This window comes from Klebsiella sp. K47 (assembly GCF_051858335.1).
Taxonomy (GTDB): domain Bacteria; phylum Pseudomonadota; class Gammaproteobacteria; order Enterobacterales; family Enterobacteriaceae; genus Klebsiella; species Klebsiella pneumoniae.
In genome coordinates, this window is sequence record NZ_JBPYUI010000030.1 from 19792 (window position 1) to 38629 (window position 18838).

An 18838-nucleotide genomic window follows, 5' to 3' on the forward strand; every position below is an offset into this window, starting at 1 on the left:
TCGAGTCGCATGAAGGCGGCAAGTAAGCGAGTCTCCAGGCGTTTACAGAAGTAAGTGACTGGGGGAGAGAACGCAGCCAACGCACATGCAACTTGAAGTATGATGGATATTTTTAATGCGCTGATTTACCTTACAACGTCCGTTTCGTTTTTACTCATGCAATATTCTTATTACCTGCAGGGAAGGGCATAAGGCTGGCGACAACACGATTTTTGGTACGGTGAAAGCATTTTGCCGGGGGGCGACTGGCGCCTTACCCGGCCTGAAAAATACGCCATATAAACCGCTGGCACGGCTTCCGTAAACCCGTACCAGCGAAGCGCCGTCGGGCAATTTCAGCACGCGGCGGAATATAAAGTCAGGTGCACAAGATAATATTAAAAATCTATTCTGCTGCTCGCGTGACTTATTATTTTAAAGGGGGCAACGGTTTTATTTTACCATGCAGCGCCGGATTATCACTTTCATCTTTTAACTGCACGCCGGTGACGCGGCGTAAAAAAGCCTGCTCCAGCAGCCAGGCCAGTTTAAAGGCGGCGGCGTCATGGCTTAATCCCTCCGGACGAATATTGGAGATACAGTTGCGCTCAGATTCCAGGCGCTGACGATGGGGCTGCCAGGTGAGGTAGACGCCGAGGCTGTCCGGCGAGGAGAGACCCGGTCGTTCGCCAATCAGGATCGCCACCGCGCGGGCTTTCAGGGTTTCGCCAATATCATCCCCCAGCGCCACCCGCGACTGATGCGCCAGCACCACCGGCGCCAGGCCGATACCCAGCGTCTGCAGATAGGGCAGCAGGGCGCGGATCAACGGCACCGCCTGGCGCTCTACCGCCCAGGAAGAGAGGCCGTCGCCGATCACCAGCAGCAGGTCGGCGGGGCGGACGCCGCTGGCGGCGAGGTCGGCGCGACTCTCATCGGCGAGCTGCCGCCCGAGATCCGGGCGCCGCAGATAGGTATGACGGTCCGGCGCGGCGCTGTGCACCGTCAGGGCCTCGAGGCCGAGCGCCGCCAGCGGCGCCACCAATTGTTGGCTGGCGAACGGCTGATGAATGGCATCCCGCGCTCTGGCATGGGCCAGACCAAAGTTGAGGACTTCGCGGGTCGGCAGACTGGCGCCGCTGCGCCCCAGGGCGATCCGCGCATCGGTAAATTCACGCAGCGGGTTCCAGGCATCGGGACGGTTCATACGGAGGCTCCTTGCGGCAGGACGGACAGCAGCGGATGGCGGGCGTCGGTGAGCCGCAGCGCGCCGTGCGGATCGATAATCTGCATCTTCGCCAGCCAGTCGGCGAACTCCGGGGCATGCTTTAAGCCCAGCAGACGACGGGCGTACAGCGCGTCATGGAACGAGGTGCTCTGGTAATTGAGCATGATATCGTCCGCTCCGGGCACGCCTATCAGGAAGGTGAGCCCGGCGGCGCACAGCAAGGTCAGCAGGGTGTCCATATCATCCTGATCCGCTTCCGCGTGGTTGGTATAGCAGACGTCGCAGCCGATCGGCAGGCCCATCAGCTTGCCGCAGAAATGATCCTCCAGCCCGGCGCGAATAATCTGCTTGCCGTCGTAGAGATACTCCGGACCGATAAAACCGACCACGGTATTGACCAGTAGCGGTTCAAAGTGGCGGGCGACGGCGTAGGCCCGCGCCTCACAGGTTTGCTGATCGACGCCGTGGTGGGCGTTGGCCGACAGGCAGCTTCCCTGGCCGGTCTCAAAATACATCACATTGCTGCCGAGGGTACCGCGCCTGAGGCTGAGGGCCGCCTCGCGGGCCTCCTGCAGCAAGGCAAGATTGATGCCGAAGCCGCTGTTGGCCGCTTCGGTACCGGCCACCGACTGGAACACCAGATCCACCGGCGCGCCGCGCTCAATCAGCTGCAGCGTATTGGTCACATGGGTCAGAATGCAGGACTGGGTAGGGATGGCGAAGCGCTGAATAATATCGTCCAGCATGACGTTCAGCTGCGCCAGCACCGGTAAGCTGTCGCTGGCCGGGTTGATGCCGATCACCGCGTCCCCGGCGCCGTACAGCAGCCCGTCGAGCATACTGGCGGCGATGCCTTTCAGGTCGTCGGTGGGATGGTTGGGCTGCAGGCGTACGCTGAGGTGGCCGGGCAGGCCGATGGTGTTGCGAAAGCGCGTCACCACCTGGCATTTGCTGGCGGCAAGGATCAGATCCTGATTGCGCATCAGCTTACTGACCGCCGCCGCCATCTCCGGGGTGATGGCGCGGGCGACCCGCTGCAGCGTGGCGGTATCGGTAGCATCATCCAGCAGCCAGTCGCGAAAATCGCCGACCGTCAGGTGACGCAGGGCGGCAAAGCCCTGCGCATCATGGGTGTCGAGGATCAGGCGAGTCACTTCGTCCTGCTCGTAAGGGATAAGCGGGTTGTCGAGAATGTCGGTCAGCGGCACCTCGGCGAGGGCCATTTTCGCCGCCATCCGCTCTTCGGCTGAGGTGGCGATAATCCCTGCGAGGGCGTCGCCGGAGCGGGCCGGCGACGCTTTCGCCATCAGCGTTTTCAGACTATCAAAGCGCCATACCTGGCCCGATAGCGTGGTTTTATACATGCCGCCTCCTCAGGAGACCGTGCGCAGTTGAGGATCCACTGGCGCCCGTTCACGGGCCGCTGCGGTTTTGCGGAACCACAGGTAGCCGCCGAGCATCATCGCCGCGAAAATCAGCGCCAACAGCAGGTTATACCAGACCATCGCCACCAGGCAGAGCACCGCCATGCTGAGGGCAAAGGCCGGCGCCAGCGGGTAGAGCGGGGCGCGGAACGGACGAATCAGCTTCGGCTCGCTACGGCGCAGTTTGAACAGCGCCGCCATGGAAGTGATATACATAACAATAGCCCCAAATACCGACATGGTGACGATGCAGGCGGTCAGCGGCATGCCGCTGATGGTGATCAGCGAGTCGGAGAAGATCGCGGCGATCCCGACCACGCCCCCGGCAAGGATCGCCAGATGCGGGGTGCGGGTGCGGCGGTTGAGGGAGGCCAGCCCGGCGGGCAGATAGCCGGCGCGGGCGAGGGAGTAGATCTGCCGCGAGTAGCCCATAATGATGCCGTGGAAGGAGGCGACGAGGCCAAACAGCCCCAGCCACACCAGCATATGCAGCCAGCCGCTGCCGTTGCCCACCACCGTCTTCATCGCCTGGGGCAGCGGATCGTTAATATTGGACAGCGCGCGCCAGTCGCCGACGCCGCCGGCGAAGACCATCACGCCGATCGCCAGCACCGTCAGCGTCAGAATGCCGCCGCCCAGGGCGCGGGGAATGGTGCGCTGCGGATCTTTGGCCTCTTCGGCCGCCATGGAGGCCCCCTCAATGGCGAGGAAGAACCAGATGGCGAACGGAATGGCGGCGAACATCCCCGGCAGCGCCAGGCCGCTGAAGCTGTCCGCGCCCGCCCAGCCGTTAGTGGTGAAGTGGCTCCAGGAGAAGCCGGGGGCGACCACGCCCACGAACACCAGCAGCTCGAAGATGGCCAGCAGAGTGACGATCAGCTCGAAGGTGGCGGCGATGCCGACGCCGAGAATATTGAGCGTCATAAAGATCACGTAGGCGCCGCAGGCGACCCATTTCGGATCCAGCGCCGGAAACTGCACGTTGAGGTAGGCCCCGATGGCCATGGCGATGGCCGGCGGGGCGAAGACGAATTCAATCAGGGTGGCAAAACCAGCGATAAAGCCGCCGGTGGGCCCGAAGGCGCGGTAGGCGTAGGCGAAAGGGCCGCCAGCGTGCGGGATGGCGGTGGTCAGCTCGGTAAAGCTGAAAATAAAGGCGCAGTACATGGCGGCGACCGCCAGGGCGACGACCATAAACCCCATCGTGCCCGCCTGCGACCAGCCGTAGCTCCAGCCGAAGTACTCCCCGGATATCACCAGTCCGACGGCGATCCCCCATAAACGAAAACTGCCGAGCGTTCTTTTTAAGGTGGTGGTGTGCTCTGTCATACGTATTGCCTCGCCAGATAGAAAGGTGCTGAACGACAGGCTGCAAAGAGAGTGCCAGAACGTTGTCTGCCGCGATAAGGCGTCAGTCCGTGGCGCGCCCGCTGGCGCTGCGCAAAAATGGGGCAGGCTGCACGCTGTCGGCGCGCACCCTGGTGCAGCGGCTTTGCTTTTTCAGCGGCGGCACGGTATAACACTTCTTCTTTTGGATGTTTAGATGTCTATACGTTTATACGCAGCATGACCCGGGCAAGCGGGCTGGCGTGAGAAAATAAAATGCAAAGCACAACACAACAACAAGGTGGGCAGCTGAAGCGCACCATGAAAACGCGCCATCTGATCATGCTGTCGCTCGGCGGCGTGATTGGCACCGGCTTATTCTTCAATACCGGCTATATCATCTCCACCACCGGCGCGGCCGGGACGCTGCTGGCGTATCTGATTGGCGCCCTGGTGGTCTGGCTGGTGATGCAGTGCCTTGGCGAACTGTCGGTGGCGATGCCAGAGACCGGCGCCTTCCACGTTTACGCGGCGCGCTATCTTGGCCCGGCGACGGGCTATACCGTGGCGTGGCTCTACTGGCTAACGTGGACGGTGGCGCTGGGGTCGAGCTTCACCGCGGCGGGATTCTGCATGCAGTACTGGTTCCCGCAGGTGCCGGTCTGGATCTGGTGCGTGGTGTTCTGCGCAGTGATCTTCGGCCTTAACATCATTTCGACGCGCTTCTTCGCCGAAGGCGAGTTCTGGTTCTCGCTGGTGAAAGTGATCACCATCGTCGCGTTTATTATTCTCGGCGGCGCGGCCATTTTCGGCATCATTCCGATGCAGGATGGCTCCCCGGCGCCGGGCCTGCGCAATATCACCGCCGAAGGCTGGTTCCCGCACGGCGGCCTGCCGATCCTGATGACCATGGTGGCGGTGAACTTCGCCTTCTCCGGGACGGAGCTTATCGGCATTGCCGCCGGAGAGACGGAAAACCCGCATAAGGTTATTCCGGTTGCCATCCGCACCACCATCGCCCGGCTGATTATTTTCTTTATCGGCACCGTGTTTGTGCTGGCGGCGCTGATCCCGATGCAGCAGGCGGGAGTGGAGAAAAGCCCCTTCGTGCTGGTGTTTGAGAAGGTGGGCATCCCTTATGCGGCGGACATGTTCAACTTCGTGATCCTGACGGCGATCCTGTCGGCGGCTAACTCCGGCCTGTACGCTTCGGGGCGGATGCTGTGGTCGCTGTCGAACGAGAAGACGCTGCCGGCCTGCTTTGCCAAAGTCAATAAACGGGGCGTGCCGGTGACCGCCCTGTCGGTGAGTATGCTGGGCGGCGTGCTGGCGCTGTTCTCCAGCGTGGTGGCGCCAGATACGGTGTTTGTCGCGCTGTCGGCGATCTCCGGTTTTGCGGTGGTGGCAGTGTGGTTGAGCATCTGCGCCTCGCACTTTATGTTCCGCCGCCGCCATCTGCAGCAGGGTAAGGCGCTGAGCGATCTGCAGTATCGCGCTCCCTGGTATCCGGTAGTGCCCGTTCTGGGCTTTGTGCTGTGCCTGGTGGCCTGCGTGGGCCTCGCTTTTGACCCGAGCCAGAGAATTGCGCTGTGGTGCGGGATCCCCTTTGTGGCCCTGTGCTATGGTGCCTGGTATCTTACTCGTTCACGGAATATGACTCAGGAGCCCCAACATGTCGCAGACTAATCCGTTTACCGCCCTGCTTGCCGCCCAGCCTTTCGTGCTGCTGGACGGCGCCATGGCCACCGAGCTGGAGGCCCGCGGCTGCGATCTGGCCGACAGCCTGTGGTCGGCGAAAGTGCTGCTGGAGAACCCGCAGCTGATCCGCGATGTGCATCTCGACTACTTTCGCGCCGGGGCGCAGGTGGCGATCACCGCCAGCTATCAGGCCACTCCGGCGGGCTTTGCCGCGCGCGGGCTGGATGAGGCGCAGTCCCGGGCGCTAATCGGCAAAAGCGTCGAGCTGGCGCGCAAAGCGCGCGAGGCGTACCTCGCCGAGAACCCGCAGGCCGGTACGCTGCTGGTGGCCGGTTCGGTGGGGCCGTATGGCGCGTTTCTCGCCGACGGCTCGGAGTATCGCGGCGATTATCAGCGCAGCGCGGCAGAGTTCCAGGCCTTCCACCGCCCGCGCGTCGAAGCGCTGCTGGATGCCGGCGCCGACCTGCTGGCCTGCGAAACCCTGCCGTCATTCGCTGAGATCCAGGCCCTGGCGGCCCTGCTGCAGGAGTATCCCCGCGCCCGCGCCTGGTACTCCTTCACGCTGCGCGACGCCGAACATCTCAGCGACGGCACGCCGCTGCGCGAGGTGATGGCCGCCCTGGCGGATAACCCGCAGGTGGTGGCGGTGGGGATCAACTGTATCGCGCTGGAAAATACGCCCGCGGCGCTGGCGCATTTGCACAGCCTGACGGCCCTGCCGCTGGTGGTCTATCCTAACTCCGGCGAACATTATGATGCGGTGAGCAAGACCTGGCACCATCATGGCGAAGCCTGCGCCAGCCTGGCGGATTATCTGCCGCAGTGGCTGGCCGCCGGGGCGAAGCTGATCGGCGGCTGCTGCCGCACCACGCCGAAGGACATCGCCGCGCTTAACGCGAAGCGCTAAATTTTTGCCGGGTGGCGCTGCGCTTACCCGGCCTACATATTGCGCGAACCGGATGCTGGGTAAGGCGTAGCCGCCGCCCGGCGCCAACCATCTGTCACTAACTCACCGCACAAAACCAACTATCCTTTCCCGCTTTTGTTCTAAAAACGATTCGCTATTAGCCAGAATTTTTAATTACTTCATCTCCATCCTGATGCCGGAAATACTGCACCTATAACAACTCAGGGGAAGCAGACATTATGGCATTCACATCGCGAATTACTCTTCTGGCGGCGCTGGCTGTCGCCGCCTTCCAGGCGCAGGCGGTCAATGTGACCGTGGCGTATCAAACCTCCGCTGAGCCGGCGAAAGTCGCCCAGGCGGACAACACCTTCGCCAAAACCAGCGGGGCGACCGTCGACTGGCGGAAATTTGACAGCGGCGCCAGCGTGGTACGCGCCCTGGCCTCCGGCGATGTGCAGATCGGTAATATTGGCTCCAGCCCGTTGGCGGTGGCCGCCAGCCAGCAGGTGCCGATTGAAGTGTTCCTGCTTGCCTCAAAGCTCGGCAACTCCGAAGCGCTGGTGGTGAAGAAAAGCATTACCAAACCGGAAGATCTGATCGGCAAGCGCATCGCCGTGCCGTTTATCTCCACCACCCACTACAGCCTGCTGTCGGCGCTCAAACACTGGGGCATCAAGCCGGGCCAGGTACAGATTATTAACCTGCAGCCGCCGGCGATTATCGCCGCCTGGCAGCGCGGGGATATCGATGGCGCTTACGTCTGGGCGCCAGCGGTTAACGAACTGGAAAAAGAGGGCAAGGTGCTGACCGATTCTTCTCAGGTTGGGGAGTGGGGCGCGCCGACTCTTGACGTCTGGGTGGTCCGTAAGGACTTCGCCGAGCAGCATCCGGAGATCGTCAAAGCGTTTGCTAAAAGCGCCATCGACGCCCAGCAGCCCTACATCGCCAACCCGGAGGCATGGCTAAAACAGCCGGACAACATCAGCAAGCTGGCGCGCCTGAGCGGCGTGCCGGAAGCCGATGTCCCCGGGCTGGTGAAGGGCAATACCTATCTCACCGCCGCTGAGCAGGCGCAGGCGCTGAACGGGCCGGTCAATCAGGCCATCGTCGATACCGCGCGCTTCCTGAAAGAGCAGGGCAAAGTGCCTGCGGCGGGAACCGATTATCGTCAGTACGTTACTGACCGCTTTGTGAAGTAAAGGAGGCGGCGATGCTGCAAATCTCGCATCTTTCCGCCGACTACGGCGGTAAACCGGCGCTGGCGGATATCAACCTGACGCTGGAGAGTGGGGAGCTGTTGGTGGTGCTGGGGCCTTCGGGCTGCGGTAAAACTACCCTGCTGAACCTGATTGCCGGATTCGTGCCCTATCAGCACGGCAGCATCACCCTCGAAGGTCAGCGGGTGACCGGGCCGGGCGCAGAGCGCGGGGTGGTCTTCCAGAACGAAGGTCTGCTGCCGTGGCGCAATGTGCAGGATAACGTGGCGCTGGGCCTCCAGCTGGCGGGCGTGGATAAAGCGCAGCGCCGGCAAGCGGCGGCGCAGATGCTGAAGAAGGTGGGGCTCGAAGGGGCGGAAAAGCGCTTTATCTGGCAACTGTCCGGCGGTCAACGCCAGCGGGTGGGCATCGCCCGGGCGCTGGCGGCGAATCCGCAGCTGTTGCTGCTTGACGAGCCCTTCGGCGCGCTTGACGCCTTTACCCGCGAGCAGATGCAGACGCTGCTGCTGAAACTGTGGCATGAGACCGGCAAACAGGTGCTGCTGATCACCCATGATATTGAAGAGGCCATCTTCATGGCGACCGAGCTGGTGCTGCTGTCGCCGGGGCCGGGACGGGTGGTGGAGAGGCTGCCGCTTGATTTCAGCCGTCGCTTTGTTGCGGGCGAATCCTGCCGCAGCATCAAATCCGACCCGCGCTTTATTGAACAGCGGGAATACATTCTGAGCCGGGTGTTTGACCAACGGGAGGCTTTCTCATGAGCGTGGTACTGAACGACAAACCGCGTCAGTCGACGCTGAAGTGGCGCTGGCCGCTCTCCCGCCAGCTCACCCTCAGCGTGGCGACCCTGGCGGTATTGCTGGCCGTCTGGTGGGCGGTCGCGGCGCTGCAGCTGATTAGCCCGCTGTTTCTGCCGCCGCCGGGCCAGGTGCTGCAGAAGCTTATCACCATCGCCGGGCCACAGGGCTTTATGGATGCGACGCTCTGGCAGCACCTGGCGGCGAGCCTGACGCGGATCGTTATCGCCCTGCTGGCGGCAGTGCTTATTGGCGTACCGGTGGGGATCGCCATGGGGCTCAACTCGACGGTGCGCGGTATCCTCGACCCGCTGATCGAACTCTATCGTCCGGTACCGCCGCTGGCCTACTTACCGCTGATGGTGATCTGGTTTGGCATCGGTGAAACCTCGAAGATCCTGCTGATCTACCTGGCGATTTTCGCGCCGGTAGCCATGTCGGCGCTGGCAGGGGTAAAAAGCGCGCAGCAGGTGCGGATTCGCGCCGCCCGTTCGCTGGGCGCCAGCCGGGCGCAGGTGCTGTGGCTGGTGATCCTGCCCGGCGCACTGCCGGAGACCCTCACCGGGCTGCGCATTGGTCTCGGGGTGGGCTGGTCAACGCTGGTGGCCGCAGAGCTGATCGCCGCCACCCGCGGATTAGGATTTATGGTGCAGTCTGCCGGCGAGTTTCTCGCCACCGATGTGGTGCTGGCGGGGATCGCGGTGATTGCCATTATCGCCTTTTTACTGGAACTGGGTCTGCGCGCGCTGCAGCGGCGCCTGACGCCCTGGCATGGAGAAGTACAATGAGTGAACGTCTGAGCATTACCCCGCTGGGGCCCTATATTGGCGCGCAGGTGAGCGGGGCGGATTTAACCCGTCCGCTGAGCGACAACCAGTTTGAACAGCTGTATCACGCGGTGCTGCGTCATCAGGTGGTATTCCTGCGCGAGCAGAATATCACCCCGGCGCAACAGCGCGACCTGGCGCTGCGGTTTGGCGACCTGCATATCCATCCGGTCTACCCTCATGCCCCAGGGGTGGAGGAGATTATCGTCCTCGATACCCACAACGATAATCCGCCGGATAATGACAACTGGCATACCGATGTCACCTTTATCGACACGCCGCCCGCCGGCGCCATTCTGGCGGCGAAAGAGCTGCCGACGACCGGCGGGGACACCCTGTGGACCAGCGGCATCGCCGCCTGGGAAGCGCTGTCAGAACCCTTCCGGCAGCTGCTGAGCGGCCTGCATGCCGAACACGATTTCCGCAAATCGTTCCAGGAGTATAAGTACAACAAGACCGAAGCCGAGCATCGGCGCTGGCAGGAAGCGGTGGCGAAGCATCCGCCGCTGCTGCACCCGGTGGTGCGTACCCACCCGGTGACCGGCAAGCAGGCGCTGTTCGTTAATGAAGGCTTTACCACGCGAATTGTCGAGGTGAGTGAGAAAGAGAGCGCAGCGCTGCTGAACTTCCTGTTTGCTCATGTCACTAAACCGGAGTTTCAGGTGCGCTGGCGCTGGCAGCCGAACGATGTCGCTATCTGGGATAACCGGGTGACGCAGCATTACGCCAACGCCGACTATCTGCCGCAGCGGCGGATCATGCACCGGGCGACGATCCTCGGCGATAAGCCGTATTACCGGGCGGGGTAAGGCTTGTGGCCGGTTAAGGCATCAGCCGCAAGCCGCGGAGAACATTGCCCGCTGCTTTCCGGAGGCGGCGCCTGACGCGCCTTTTCCGGGCTACCGAACCGTCGGAAACGGTGAACCATAGCCCGGCTAAGGCGCAACGCGCCGCAAGCCGGGAAAAAGCGTTTATGCCGATTTTTGCGCACCCAGATGCGCGCCAATATAGCGCTGGTAGCGATTGGCCTTCAGGTAGGTGAGATCCACCAGCACCAGACCATCCACGCAGTTGTTGAAATCCGGATCGCTGCCGAAATCGATAAACTGCACGCCGCCCGGCTCGCACACTTCCGAGTACTGCTTATACAGCGGCGGGATCGCGCAGCCGAGATTGCCGAGCAGGGACTTCAGCCGGGCCAGATCGTCGTTGTAATCCTCCCCGCCAAACTGCGCCAGCACGTCGGGCAGCGACGCCGGATAAGGGCGACGCGACTCCGCCAGCGGATGCGTCGCCGGGAACCACATCCGGTAGAACGCCACCAGCAGATCGCGGGCGGCGGGCGGCAATCCGCCAGAAATCGACACCGGACCAAACAGATAGCGATAGTGCGGATAGCGCGCCAGATAAGCGCCGATGCCGGACCACAGGTAGTCCAGCCCGCGACGCCCCCAGTAGCGCGGCTGGATAAAGCTGCGCCCCAGCTCAATGCCGTGCTGCAGGACATCGTCCATCCGCCCGTCGTAATGGAACAGACTGTAACTGTAGATCCCCTCCAGGCCGCGCTTTGCCAACTGGATAGCCGTCGGCATAAAGCGGTAAGCGCCGACGATCTCGAGGTCTTCTTCATCCCACAGGATCAGATGCAGATAGTCGTCGTCATACCCGTCGATATCCCGCTGTTTGCCGCTGCCTTCCCCGACCGCGCGGAAGGCGATTTCCCGCAGACGTCCCAGCTCGCGCAGCAGCGGCGCGTCCTCCTGGCCGTTGCGCTGCCAGAGGTAAATCGCTTTGCCATCGGCGGTGCGGCCCAGACATTCGGCCTTGTGCAGTTCGCGTTTGAGCAGCGCCCGGTCTTCCGGACGGGCGATAGCGCTTTCGGTTTTAAACCGCCCCGGCAGCCCTTTGCGCAGCTGTTCAAGGTGCTGATAGCAGCGGCCGGTAAGCTCGCGAGCGCTGGACTGCGCATCGAACCAGCTCGACCAGGGGATCTGCTGGCCGATGCGCACCGGCAGGCTGCTGTTGCGCCGGCGAAACATCTGCTGCATCAGCAGGAGCAGCGGCAGGTTGTCTGATATCAGCGTGCTGGCGTAAAACAGGGCGCTGTTGCGGGCGTTAATCCACGCCGGCAGCAGCGGGGCGCGATATTTTGCCGCCAGCTTAATAAAGCCGGAGTGCCATTTTTTATCGCGGATGCCGCGACGGGTGAGGCGGGAGACTTCCCCCGCCGGGAAGAAGATCAGCACCCCGCCGGCCTGCAGCTGCTGGTCCATCTGCTGCAGCGCCGCTTTAGCGGTGCGGCCATGAATATTATCTACCGGAATAAACAGCGAGCTCAGGGGCTCAAGGTGGGTGAGCATGCGGTTGGTGACCACTTTGACATCGCGGCGCACGCGGGATACCGCATACAGGAGCGCCAGGCCGTCGAGGGTGCCGGTGGGGTGGTTGGCGATAATGACCAGCGGGCCATATTCGGGGATTTGTTCGAGATCGTGCGCCGGGATGGCGCAGCGGATATTGAGGTATTCCAGCACCTGTTCGACCGTATCAAGCCCCTTCAGGTGGCGGTGACGGTCGGCAAATTGTTGAAACTCTTCCTCATAAAATAGCTTTTTTAACAGTTTCTTTTGCCAGGGGGCGGGCCTCGCCTGAGGCCACAGGTCATCGAGTACGTTGTCGAGACTAAACATAGTGGCTCCTCCTCCGTCCTGCCCAGACAGTAGAAGGTGGAGATGTCGTTCAGATTACAGTTGGGTGAAGTTTCGGTCGCAGCAAGCGAGGTTCCCCGGATAGCGGCGCAAGCGCCTTATCCGGGCTACGGTTGGCGCCGATTTGTAGCCCCGGTAAGCGTCAGCGCCACCGGGGAGAGGCTATCGGCGTTCACCGCAGCTAAGATCAAAGCTATCGCCAGCCCAATTTGGGGGATATAGCCCGCGCTGGACATCGCGATGAAAGGTTGAAAATGGCCAATCGATCACCCGGGTGACCCAGCCATGCTTAAGTGGATTGATATGGATGTAATCAACGTGTCGGCGGTAATCATCTTCATCGCGTATGGCATGCTCCCAGAAGCGCGGTTGCCAGAGGGGTTGTCGTTTTAACGTTCTGCTAAAACAGCCTTTGATATCTCTCCAGCGTGAAGAAAAATCGTCATCATTATGAGGTAGTGTCCAGATGCAATGCAGATGTTCAGGCAACACCACCCAGGCATCAATAATAAAGGGGCGATGTTGTTTAACAACGGCGACAGAGTAGCGCAATAATTCTATGTTTTCAGTTAGGTGCATGCTTCTACGGTCTTTAAGGTTAACAGTGAAGAACCAGGTTCCCCCCTTAATGTAATAACGTCGATAAGCCACCACAGGATCTCCTGGAATTCGGTATTTATGATGTGGTTTAACACGTTAGAAGGCGAAATCCGGTACGCCAAGGAGAAGGCGCAGAAGGTGGAAAGCGGCGCGCAAAGTTTTAGCTACAGATATTGGTTAGCGCCTGTCCCCGGATAGCGGCGCAAGCGCCTTATCCGGGCTACGGTGTGGTGGTCGCGATAAATACAGCGCACCGGAGATGAGGTTTGGTAGCCCCGGTAAGCGCAGCGCCACCGGGGAGGGGCGGGTTTAACGGAGGATCTTTTTCTCGGCCAGATCGAGGGCGAAATAGCTGAAGATCAGGTCGGCGCCTGCGCGTTTGATAGCGCCGAGGCTTTCCAGAACCACTTTCTCTTCATCGATAGCGCCCGCCTGGGCAGCAAATTTGATCATCGCGTACTCCCCGCTGACCTGATAGGCGCCGAGCGGCAGATCGCTGCGTTCGCGGATATCGCGCAGAATATCCAGGTAGGCGCCAGCCGGTTTCACCATCAGGCAGTCGGCGCCCTGGGCTTCATCGAGCAGCGACTCGCGAATGGCCTCCCGGCGGTTCATCGGGCTCATCTGATAGGTTTTCCGATCGCCCTTCAGCGCGGTACCGGCCGCTTCGCGGAACGGACCGTAGAAGGAAGAAGCGAACTTGGTCGAGTAGGACATGATCGCCGTATTGGTGAAGCCGGCGGCGTCCAGCGAGCGGCGAATCGCCTGCACCTGTCCGTCCATCGCGGCGGAAGGAGCGATGAAATCCGCCCCCGCGGCGGCGGCGACAACGGCCTGTTTGCCGAGGTTTTCGAGGGTCGCGTCGTTATCCACCCCGTGGTCGCACAGCACGCCGCAGTGGCCGTGGGAGGTATATTCGCAGAAGCAGGTATCGGACATGACGATCATCTCCGGCACCGTGGACTTACAAATCCGCGACATACGCGCCACCAGACCATTTTCATTCCAGGTATCGCTGCCGGTGGCATCGGTGTGATGAGAAATACCAAAGGTCATCACCGAGCGGATCCCGGCGTTGGCGATGCGTTCGATCTCGCGCGCCAGATATTTTTCCGGAATGCGCATCACGCCGGGCATGGCCTCTATCGCTTGATAATCATCAATTTCTTCTTCAACAAAGATCGGCAACACCAGGTCGTTCAAACTCAGTGTTGTCTCTTCAAACAGGGCGCGCAGCGCAGCGGATTGACGCAGGCGGCGGGGGCGAGTGATTAAATCTGTCATGGTTTGCCTGATTTTGTGAAATGAAAGACGATAGTGTAACTGAAATGGCAGCGGGATGTTTCGCCAAAACGATCGTTATGGCGCATCGGCGAAACCTTCCACGGGCTTACTGGCTGGCCGTCTGCATGTTGGGCTGTGCGCCGCTCAGCTCGCTGACCAGGTCGTTGATGCCATCGCTCATATTGTTGAAGCGGGTTAACGGCGAGCGGGTTACCACCACAAAGGCGCCAACGTTAGCCTGCGGATTCATCGCCATATAGGTGATAAACCCGCCGCCGCCGCCGGTTTTCTGAATAATCCCCGGATGGCCGTTCTTCGGCTTCATATACACCCAGCCGAGGCCCAGCGCGTCTGCGCGGCCCGGCACGTCCATACCAATCACCCGGGTCAGCTGGTTACGCTGATAAATCAGCGTCTGCATCCGGTCGGCCTGCTGGCTGCGGGTATAGAAATCGGATGACAGGAACTGCTGCATCCAGCGCATCATATCCCCCGGCGTCGAGTAGACTCCGCCGCTGCCGATCGCCGCCAGGGTGTTGTTGCATGGGCTGGCGCCTTTTTCCGGGATCATCAGCCGCTGGCACTGATCCGGTGACGGGGTAAAGGTGGTGTCCTTCATCCCCAGCGGCCGGGTGATCTGCTCTTCAAACAGCTGCGGATACGGTTTGCCGGCGGCGGTGGAGAGCGCGTCCGCCAGTAAATCGAAGGCCAGGTTGGAGTAGGCCGCCTGCGAGCCCGGCGCGGTCTTCAGGGTCGCGGTAGAGAGCCAGTTCCAGCGCTGCTGGCGGGTCGGCCAGACAAACACCGGACGATGAGCGGCGCCGCCAGGCTGCTCGCGCGGCAGGGCGCTGGTATGGGTCGCGAGGTTAACCAGGGTGATTGGTTTTCCCTGCCAGTCAGGCACCCGGGCGCCCGGCGGGGCGTATTTGCTCAGCGGATCGTTGAGTTTCACCACCCCCTGGTCGAGCAGCTTCACCAGCATCTCGCTGGTCATCAGTTTGCTGAGGGAGGCGATACGGATCACCGAGTCGAGCTGCGGGTGCTGATTATTCCCCGGGCGGGTTTCGCCAAAGCTGCGAAAAACACGCTGATTGCCATCGATAACCACCAGCGCCATGCCGGTGGCGCCGCTGCCGTAGTAGATATGATTGGCGTAACGATCGACCACATCCGAGGCGAAAACCGGGTCAACGGTAGGCTGTGCGGCCTGCACCGAGGTCCACGACGCCGCGCACAGCGCAGCAAAAATGAGCAAACTACGTTTCAACGGAGATCATCCATTAAATAAATAAAAAAGAAGAGGGTATTTATACTACGAAGTGGCGCAGAACAAAGCGGGATTCACGACATTCCTGCAGGAAAAAGGTAACGGTGCGTAAAAAAGACTTTTTTACGCTTTCGGATACCGGCTTTTTTCGCCGGCGCGTATGATGACCGTTTGGCTGAAGGTTCGTGGGAGAGAACAATGACGGCTCAACGGGTAGTGATGGTCGTGGATATGCAAAACGGCGTGTTCGCCACGCCGCGTCTGGCGCGCGAGCGCTGCGTCGCGCAAATTAATCGTCTGGTGCGCGCGGCGGACAAGGTTATTTTCATTCAGCATGATGAAGCCGGCGGCCTCGAAGCCGGCAGCGAAGGCTTCGCCCTGCTTCCTGAGCTGGAACAGCCGGCTGGCGCGCTGTATGTCACCAAAACCGCCTGCGATGCCTTCTATCACACCTCGCTGGCGCAGGTGCTGGACGAACACGACATTCAGCAGTTCGTCATCTGCGGCTGCGCCACCGACTACTGCCTCGATACCACCATTAAAAATGGCGCCAGCCGCGGGTACGGTATTGTTATCGCGGAAGATGCCCACACCACCGCCGACCGCCCCGCCGCGCAGGCCGCGACGCTTATCGCCCACTACAATGAGGTGTGGCGTACGCTGACCATTCCTGGCAATCCTTTACAGGTGAAACCCACAGAAACAATTCTGCACGCATGGCAGCAGAACTAAGCTATTGATATCCGGTCTTATCATTCGTCTGTCCCGCGAGGGCTCATCCACGCGGCGGCCGACGTATGCGTCGTACACAGCAATAGCAGAACGATAAGAAGTTAGCAGGAGACAATGATGTTTAAATCTTTTTTCCCCAAACCGGGGCCGTTTTTTATTTCTGCCTTTATCTGGTCGCTGCTGGCCGTGATCTTTTGGCAGGCGGGCGGCGGCGACTGGCTGCTGCGGGTCACCGGGGCATCGCAAAATGTGGCGATCAGCGCGGCGCGCTTCTGGTCGCTCAACTATCTGGTGTTATACGCTTACTATCTGTTTTGCGTCGGCGTGTTCGCGCTGTTCTGGTTTGTCTACTGCCCGCACCGCTGGCAGTACTGGTCGATTCTCGGCACCTCGCTCATCATCTTCGTCACCTGGTTTCTGGTGGAAGTCGGGGTGGCGATCAACGCTTGGTATGCGCCGTTCTACGACCTGATCCAGAGCGCGCTGGCCACCCCGCATAAGGTCAGCATCAACCAGTTTTATCAGGAAATCGGCGTCTTTCTCGGCATCGCGATCATCGCGGTGATTATTGGCGTGATGAACAACTTCTTCGTCAGCCACTACGTCTTCCGCTGGCGCACGGCGATGAACGAGCACTATATGGCCCACTGGCAGCATCTGCGCCATATCGAAGGCGCCGCGCAGCGTGTGCAGGAAGATACCATGCGTTTTGCTTCCACCCTCGAAGATATGGGCGTGAGCTTTATCAACGCGGTGATGACCCTGATCGCCTTCCTGCCGGTGCTGGTGACGCTCTCCGAACATGTTCCCGACCTGCCTATCGTCGGCCATCTGCCGTATGGCCTGGTGATTGCCGCTATCGTCTGGTCGCTGATGGGTACCGGCCTGCTGGCGGTGGTGGGGATTAAGCTGCCGGGCCTGGAGTTTAAAAACCAGCGCGTGGAAGCGGCCTATCGTAAAGAGCTGGTTTACGGCGAGGACGATGAAACTCGCGCCACGCCGCCGACGGTGCGCGAGCTATTCCGCGCGGTGCGTCGCAACTATTTCCGTCTCTATTTCCACTATATGTATTTCAATATCGCCCGCATCCTCTATCTGCAGGTGGATAACGTTTTCGGCCTTTTCCTGCTGTTTCCGTCGATCGTTGCCGGTACGATTACCCTCGGGCTGATGACGCAAATTACCAACGTCTTCGGCCAGGTGCGCGGCTCGTTCCAGTACCTGATCAGCTCGTGGACAACGCTGGTGGAACTGATGTCCATCTACAAACGTCTGCGCAGTTTTGAACGCGAGCTGGACGGCAAACCGCTGCAGGAAGCGATCCCGACATTACGTTAATCAAGACAAGGAAGCATAATGGCCGCACGTTTATCGCGCATTATTCCCGTTTCATTGACGCTGCTGGCGGCCATGGCGCTGAGCGCCTGTACCAGCCAGCAGGCTCCGGCGCTGAAAGAGGGCGAGAAGCCTGTTGACGTGGCGTCGGTGGTGCGGCAGAAAATGCCGGCCAGCGTCAAGGATCGGGAGGCCTGGGCGCAAGCCATCGCCACCGCGTTTGACAGCCAGAAGCTGGCGCCGACGGAAGAAAACGTCTGCTCGGTGCTGGCGGTCGCGCAGCAAGAGTCTAACTATCAGTCCGATCCGGTGGTGCCGGGGCTGAATAAAATCGCCTGGCAGGAAATTGACCGCCGGGCGGAAAAAATGCACATTCCGCCGTTTCTGGTCCATACCGCGCTGAAGATCACCTCGCCAAACGGTAAAAGCTATAGCGACCGTCTGGACAATGTGAAGACGGAAAAGCAGTTGAGCGCCATTTTTGATGACTTTATCGGGATGGTGCCGATGGGGCAGAAGCTGTTCGGTTCCCTTAACCCGGTGCACACCGGGGGGCCGATGCAGGTCAGCATTGCTTTTGCCGAGCAGCACACCTCCGGCTACCCGTGGAAAATGAACGGCACGGTGCGCCAGGAGGTCTTCAGTCTGCGCGGTGGCCTGTGGTTTGGCACCTATCATCTGCTGAACTATCCGGCCAGTTATAGTGCGCCATTGTACCGCTTTGCCGACTTCAACGCCGGCTGGTACGCCAGCCGTAACGCCGCCTTCCAGAACGCGGTGGTGAAAGCCAGCGGGGTAAAACTGGCGCTCGACGGCGACCTTATCCGCTACGACAGCGAGGAGCCGGGCAGCACCGAGCTGGCGGTGCGTCGCCTGGCGAGCCAGCTGGGGATGAGCGACAGCGAGATCCATCGTCAGTTGAAAAAGGGCGACAGCCTGGCGTTTGAGAAGACCGATCTCTATCAGCAGGTTTTCCGTCTCGCCGAGAAAAAGGCGGGCAAAACCCTGCCGCGGGAGATGTTGCCAGGGATCCAGCTGGAGAGTCCAAAAATCACCCGAAATCTGACGACGGCGTGGTTTGCGAAACGGGTTGATGAGCGGCGGGCAAACTGTATGGCGCGGCGTTAACGGCGCTGACGCCAGCGCACGATAAGCGCCAGTACCCCGATGAACGTGCAGCCGATAAGGAAAGGGATCAGACCAAAGAGGGTACCCACGGCGAGGCTGATGTCGACTTGCGGACGGCTGGCGTCCTGGGCTTGCATCAGGCGTTCAAATACCCCCGGGGCGTGGATCAGCATGCTGAGCATCTGCGCGCCGGCCCAGCAGCAGATCAACACGAACAGCCCGTAGGCGACATGGCTGCCGGTCAGCGCCCCCCTTTTTTTATTTCCCAAAAGCGATTTTGAAAAACTGAATTCAGCCATAGGCCCTCCCACATCTGCGCTGCTGGTTTTTTCTCCAGCTCTATGTCAGGTATTCTGGCAGTCAGGGGCCATCAGCAGT

General features: G+C 60.7%; 18 protein-coding genes. 10 read left to right on the forward strand and 8 right to left on the reverse strand.

Annotated elements, in window-relative coordinates; genetic code table 11:
- Window positions 1-409 precede the first annotated feature (409 nt).
- The 3 genes from eutC to eat are packed head-to-tail and all read right to left on the reverse strand — an operon-like array spanning window position 410 to window position 3960.
- Entirely contained in the window at window positions 410-1186 is a 777-nt protein-coding gene (gene eutC, locus RRF55_RS22980; RefSeq protein WP_063416994.1) for an ethanolamine ammonia-lyase subunit EutC, read from the reverse strand.
- The gene (locus tag RRF55_RS22985) at window positions 1183-2571 is read right to left on the reverse strand and encodes an ethanolamine ammonia-lyase subunit EutB (RefSeq protein ID WP_004147269.1); all 1389 of its coding nucleotides are present in this window, start codon (window positions 2569-2571) and stop codon (window positions 1183-1185) included. The genes eutC and RRF55_RS22985 overlap by 4 nt, the downstream gene beginning before the upstream one ends.
- A 9-nt stretch (window positions 2572-2580) precedes the next feature.
- Entirely contained in the window at window positions 2581-3960 is a 1380-nt protein-coding gene (eat, locus tag RRF55_RS22990; protein WP_032438726.1) for an ethanolamine permease, read from the reverse strand.
- 62 nt (window positions 3961-4022) lie between these two features.
- On the opposite strand from eat, the gene RRF55_RS22995 reads away from it, so the two are divergent.
- From RRF55_RS22995 to tauD, 7 genes are all read left to right on the forward strand, one after another.
- The gene (locus tag RRF55_RS22995; protein ID WP_072143245.1) at window positions 4023-4151 is read left to right on the forward strand and encodes a hypothetical protein; all 129 of its coding nucleotides are present in this window, start codon (window positions 4023-4025) and stop codon (window positions 4149-4151) included.
- A gap of 82 nt (window positions 4152-4233) precedes the next feature.
- Window positions 4234-5643 carry an S-methylmethionine permease gene (gene mmuP, locus RRF55_RS23000; protein ID WP_002890161.1) on the forward strand — a complete coding sequence of 470 codons (1410 nt, stop codon included), beginning with the start codon at window positions 4234-4236 and terminating at the stop codon, window positions 5641-5643.
- Window positions 5630-6562, forward strand: coding sequence for a homocysteine S-methyltransferase (gene mmuM, locus RRF55_RS23005; protein WP_004144601.1), 933 nt, complete (start codon window positions 5630-5632; stop codon window positions 6560-6562). Before mmuP ends, mmuM begins: the two co-directional genes overlap by 14 nt.
- A 239-nt stretch (window positions 6563-6801) precedes the next feature.
- Window positions 6802-7764: a taurine ABC transporter substrate-binding protein gene (gene tauA, locus RRF55_RS23010; RefSeq protein WP_002890192.1), complete on the forward strand. Its 963-nt coding sequence runs from the start codon at window positions 6802-6804 to the stop codon at window positions 7762-7764.
- 11 nt (window positions 7765-7775) lie between these two features.
- Window positions 7776-8543 (forward strand): taurine ABC transporter ATP-binding subunit, encoded by a 768-nt coding sequence (gene tauB / locus RRF55_RS23015; protein WP_004178719.1) that lies wholly within the window; start codon window positions 7776-7778, stop codon window positions 8541-8543.
- Window positions 8540-9367: a taurine ABC transporter permease TauC gene (tauC, locus tag RRF55_RS23020; protein ID WP_439419172.1), complete on the forward strand. Its 828-nt coding sequence runs from the start codon at window positions 8540-8542 to the stop codon at window positions 9365-9367. Before tauB ends, tauC begins: the two co-directional genes overlap by 4 nt.
- Complete coding sequence (gene tauD / locus RRF55_RS23025) at window positions 9364-10215, forward strand: taurine dioxygenase (protein WP_004147277.1); 852 nt, start codon at window positions 9364-9366, stop codon at window positions 10213-10215. Before tauC ends, tauD begins: the two co-directional genes overlap by 4 nt.
- Before the next feature lie 162 nt (window positions 10216-10377).
- Here the strand turns inward: tauD and RRF55_RS23030 are convergent, their stop codons facing one another.
- From RRF55_RS23030 to ampH, 4 genes are all read right to left on the reverse strand, one after another.
- Window positions 10378-12096, reverse strand: coding sequence for a lysophospholipid acyltransferase family protein (locus RRF55_RS23030; protein ID WP_130974901.1), 1719 nt, complete (start codon window positions 12094-12096; stop codon window positions 10378-10380).
- Window positions 12097-12276: 180 nt separating this feature from the next.
- Window positions 12277-12768, reverse strand: a complete 492-nt coding sequence (locus RRF55_RS23035; protein WP_004178721.1) for an REP-associated tyrosine transposase — start codon at window positions 12766-12768, stop codon at window positions 12277-12279.
- Between the two features lie 255 nt (window positions 12769-13023).
- Window positions 13024-13998, reverse strand: coding sequence for a porphobilinogen synthase (hemB, locus tag RRF55_RS23040; RefSeq protein WP_439419173.1), 975 nt, complete (start codon window positions 13996-13998; stop codon window positions 13024-13026).
- A gap of 106 nt (window positions 13999-14104) precedes the next feature.
- Window positions 14105-15265 carry a D-alanyl-D-alanine-carboxypeptidase/endopeptidase AmpH gene (gene ampH, locus RRF55_RS23045; RefSeq protein ID WP_004178722.1) on the reverse strand — a complete coding sequence of 387 codons (1161 nt, stop codon included), beginning with the start codon at window positions 15263-15265 and terminating at the stop codon, window positions 14105-14107.
- Between the two features lie 219 nt (window positions 15266-15484).
- Between ampH and RRF55_RS23050 the strand changes: the two genes are divergently transcribed.
- From RRF55_RS23050 to RRF55_RS23060, 3 genes are all read left to right on the forward strand, one after another.
- On the forward strand, window positions 15485-15997 hold the full coding sequence (locus RRF55_RS23050; protein ID WP_072143249.1) for an isochorismatase family protein: 513 nt from the start codon (window positions 15485-15487) through the stop codon (window positions 15995-15997).
- A 117-nt stretch (window positions 15998-16114) separates the two neighbouring features.
- Window positions 16115-17335, forward strand: coding sequence for a peptide antibiotic transporter SbmA (sbmA, locus tag RRF55_RS23055; RefSeq protein WP_439419174.1), 1221 nt, complete (start codon window positions 16115-16117; stop codon window positions 17333-17335).
- A gap of 18 nt (window positions 17336-17353) precedes the next feature.
- Complete coding sequence (locus RRF55_RS23060) at window positions 17354-18460, forward strand: DUF1615 domain-containing protein (protein WP_004183146.1); 1107 nt, start codon at window positions 17354-17356, stop codon at window positions 18458-18460.
- Here the strand turns inward: RRF55_RS23060 and RRF55_RS23065 are convergent.
- Entirely contained in the window at window positions 18457-18759 is a 303-nt protein-coding gene (locus RRF55_RS23065; protein ID WP_002890210.1) for a YaiY family protein, read from the reverse strand. The genes RRF55_RS23060 and RRF55_RS23065 overlap by 4 nt on opposite strands.
- Between the last annotated feature and the right edge of the window lie 79 nt (window positions 18760-18838).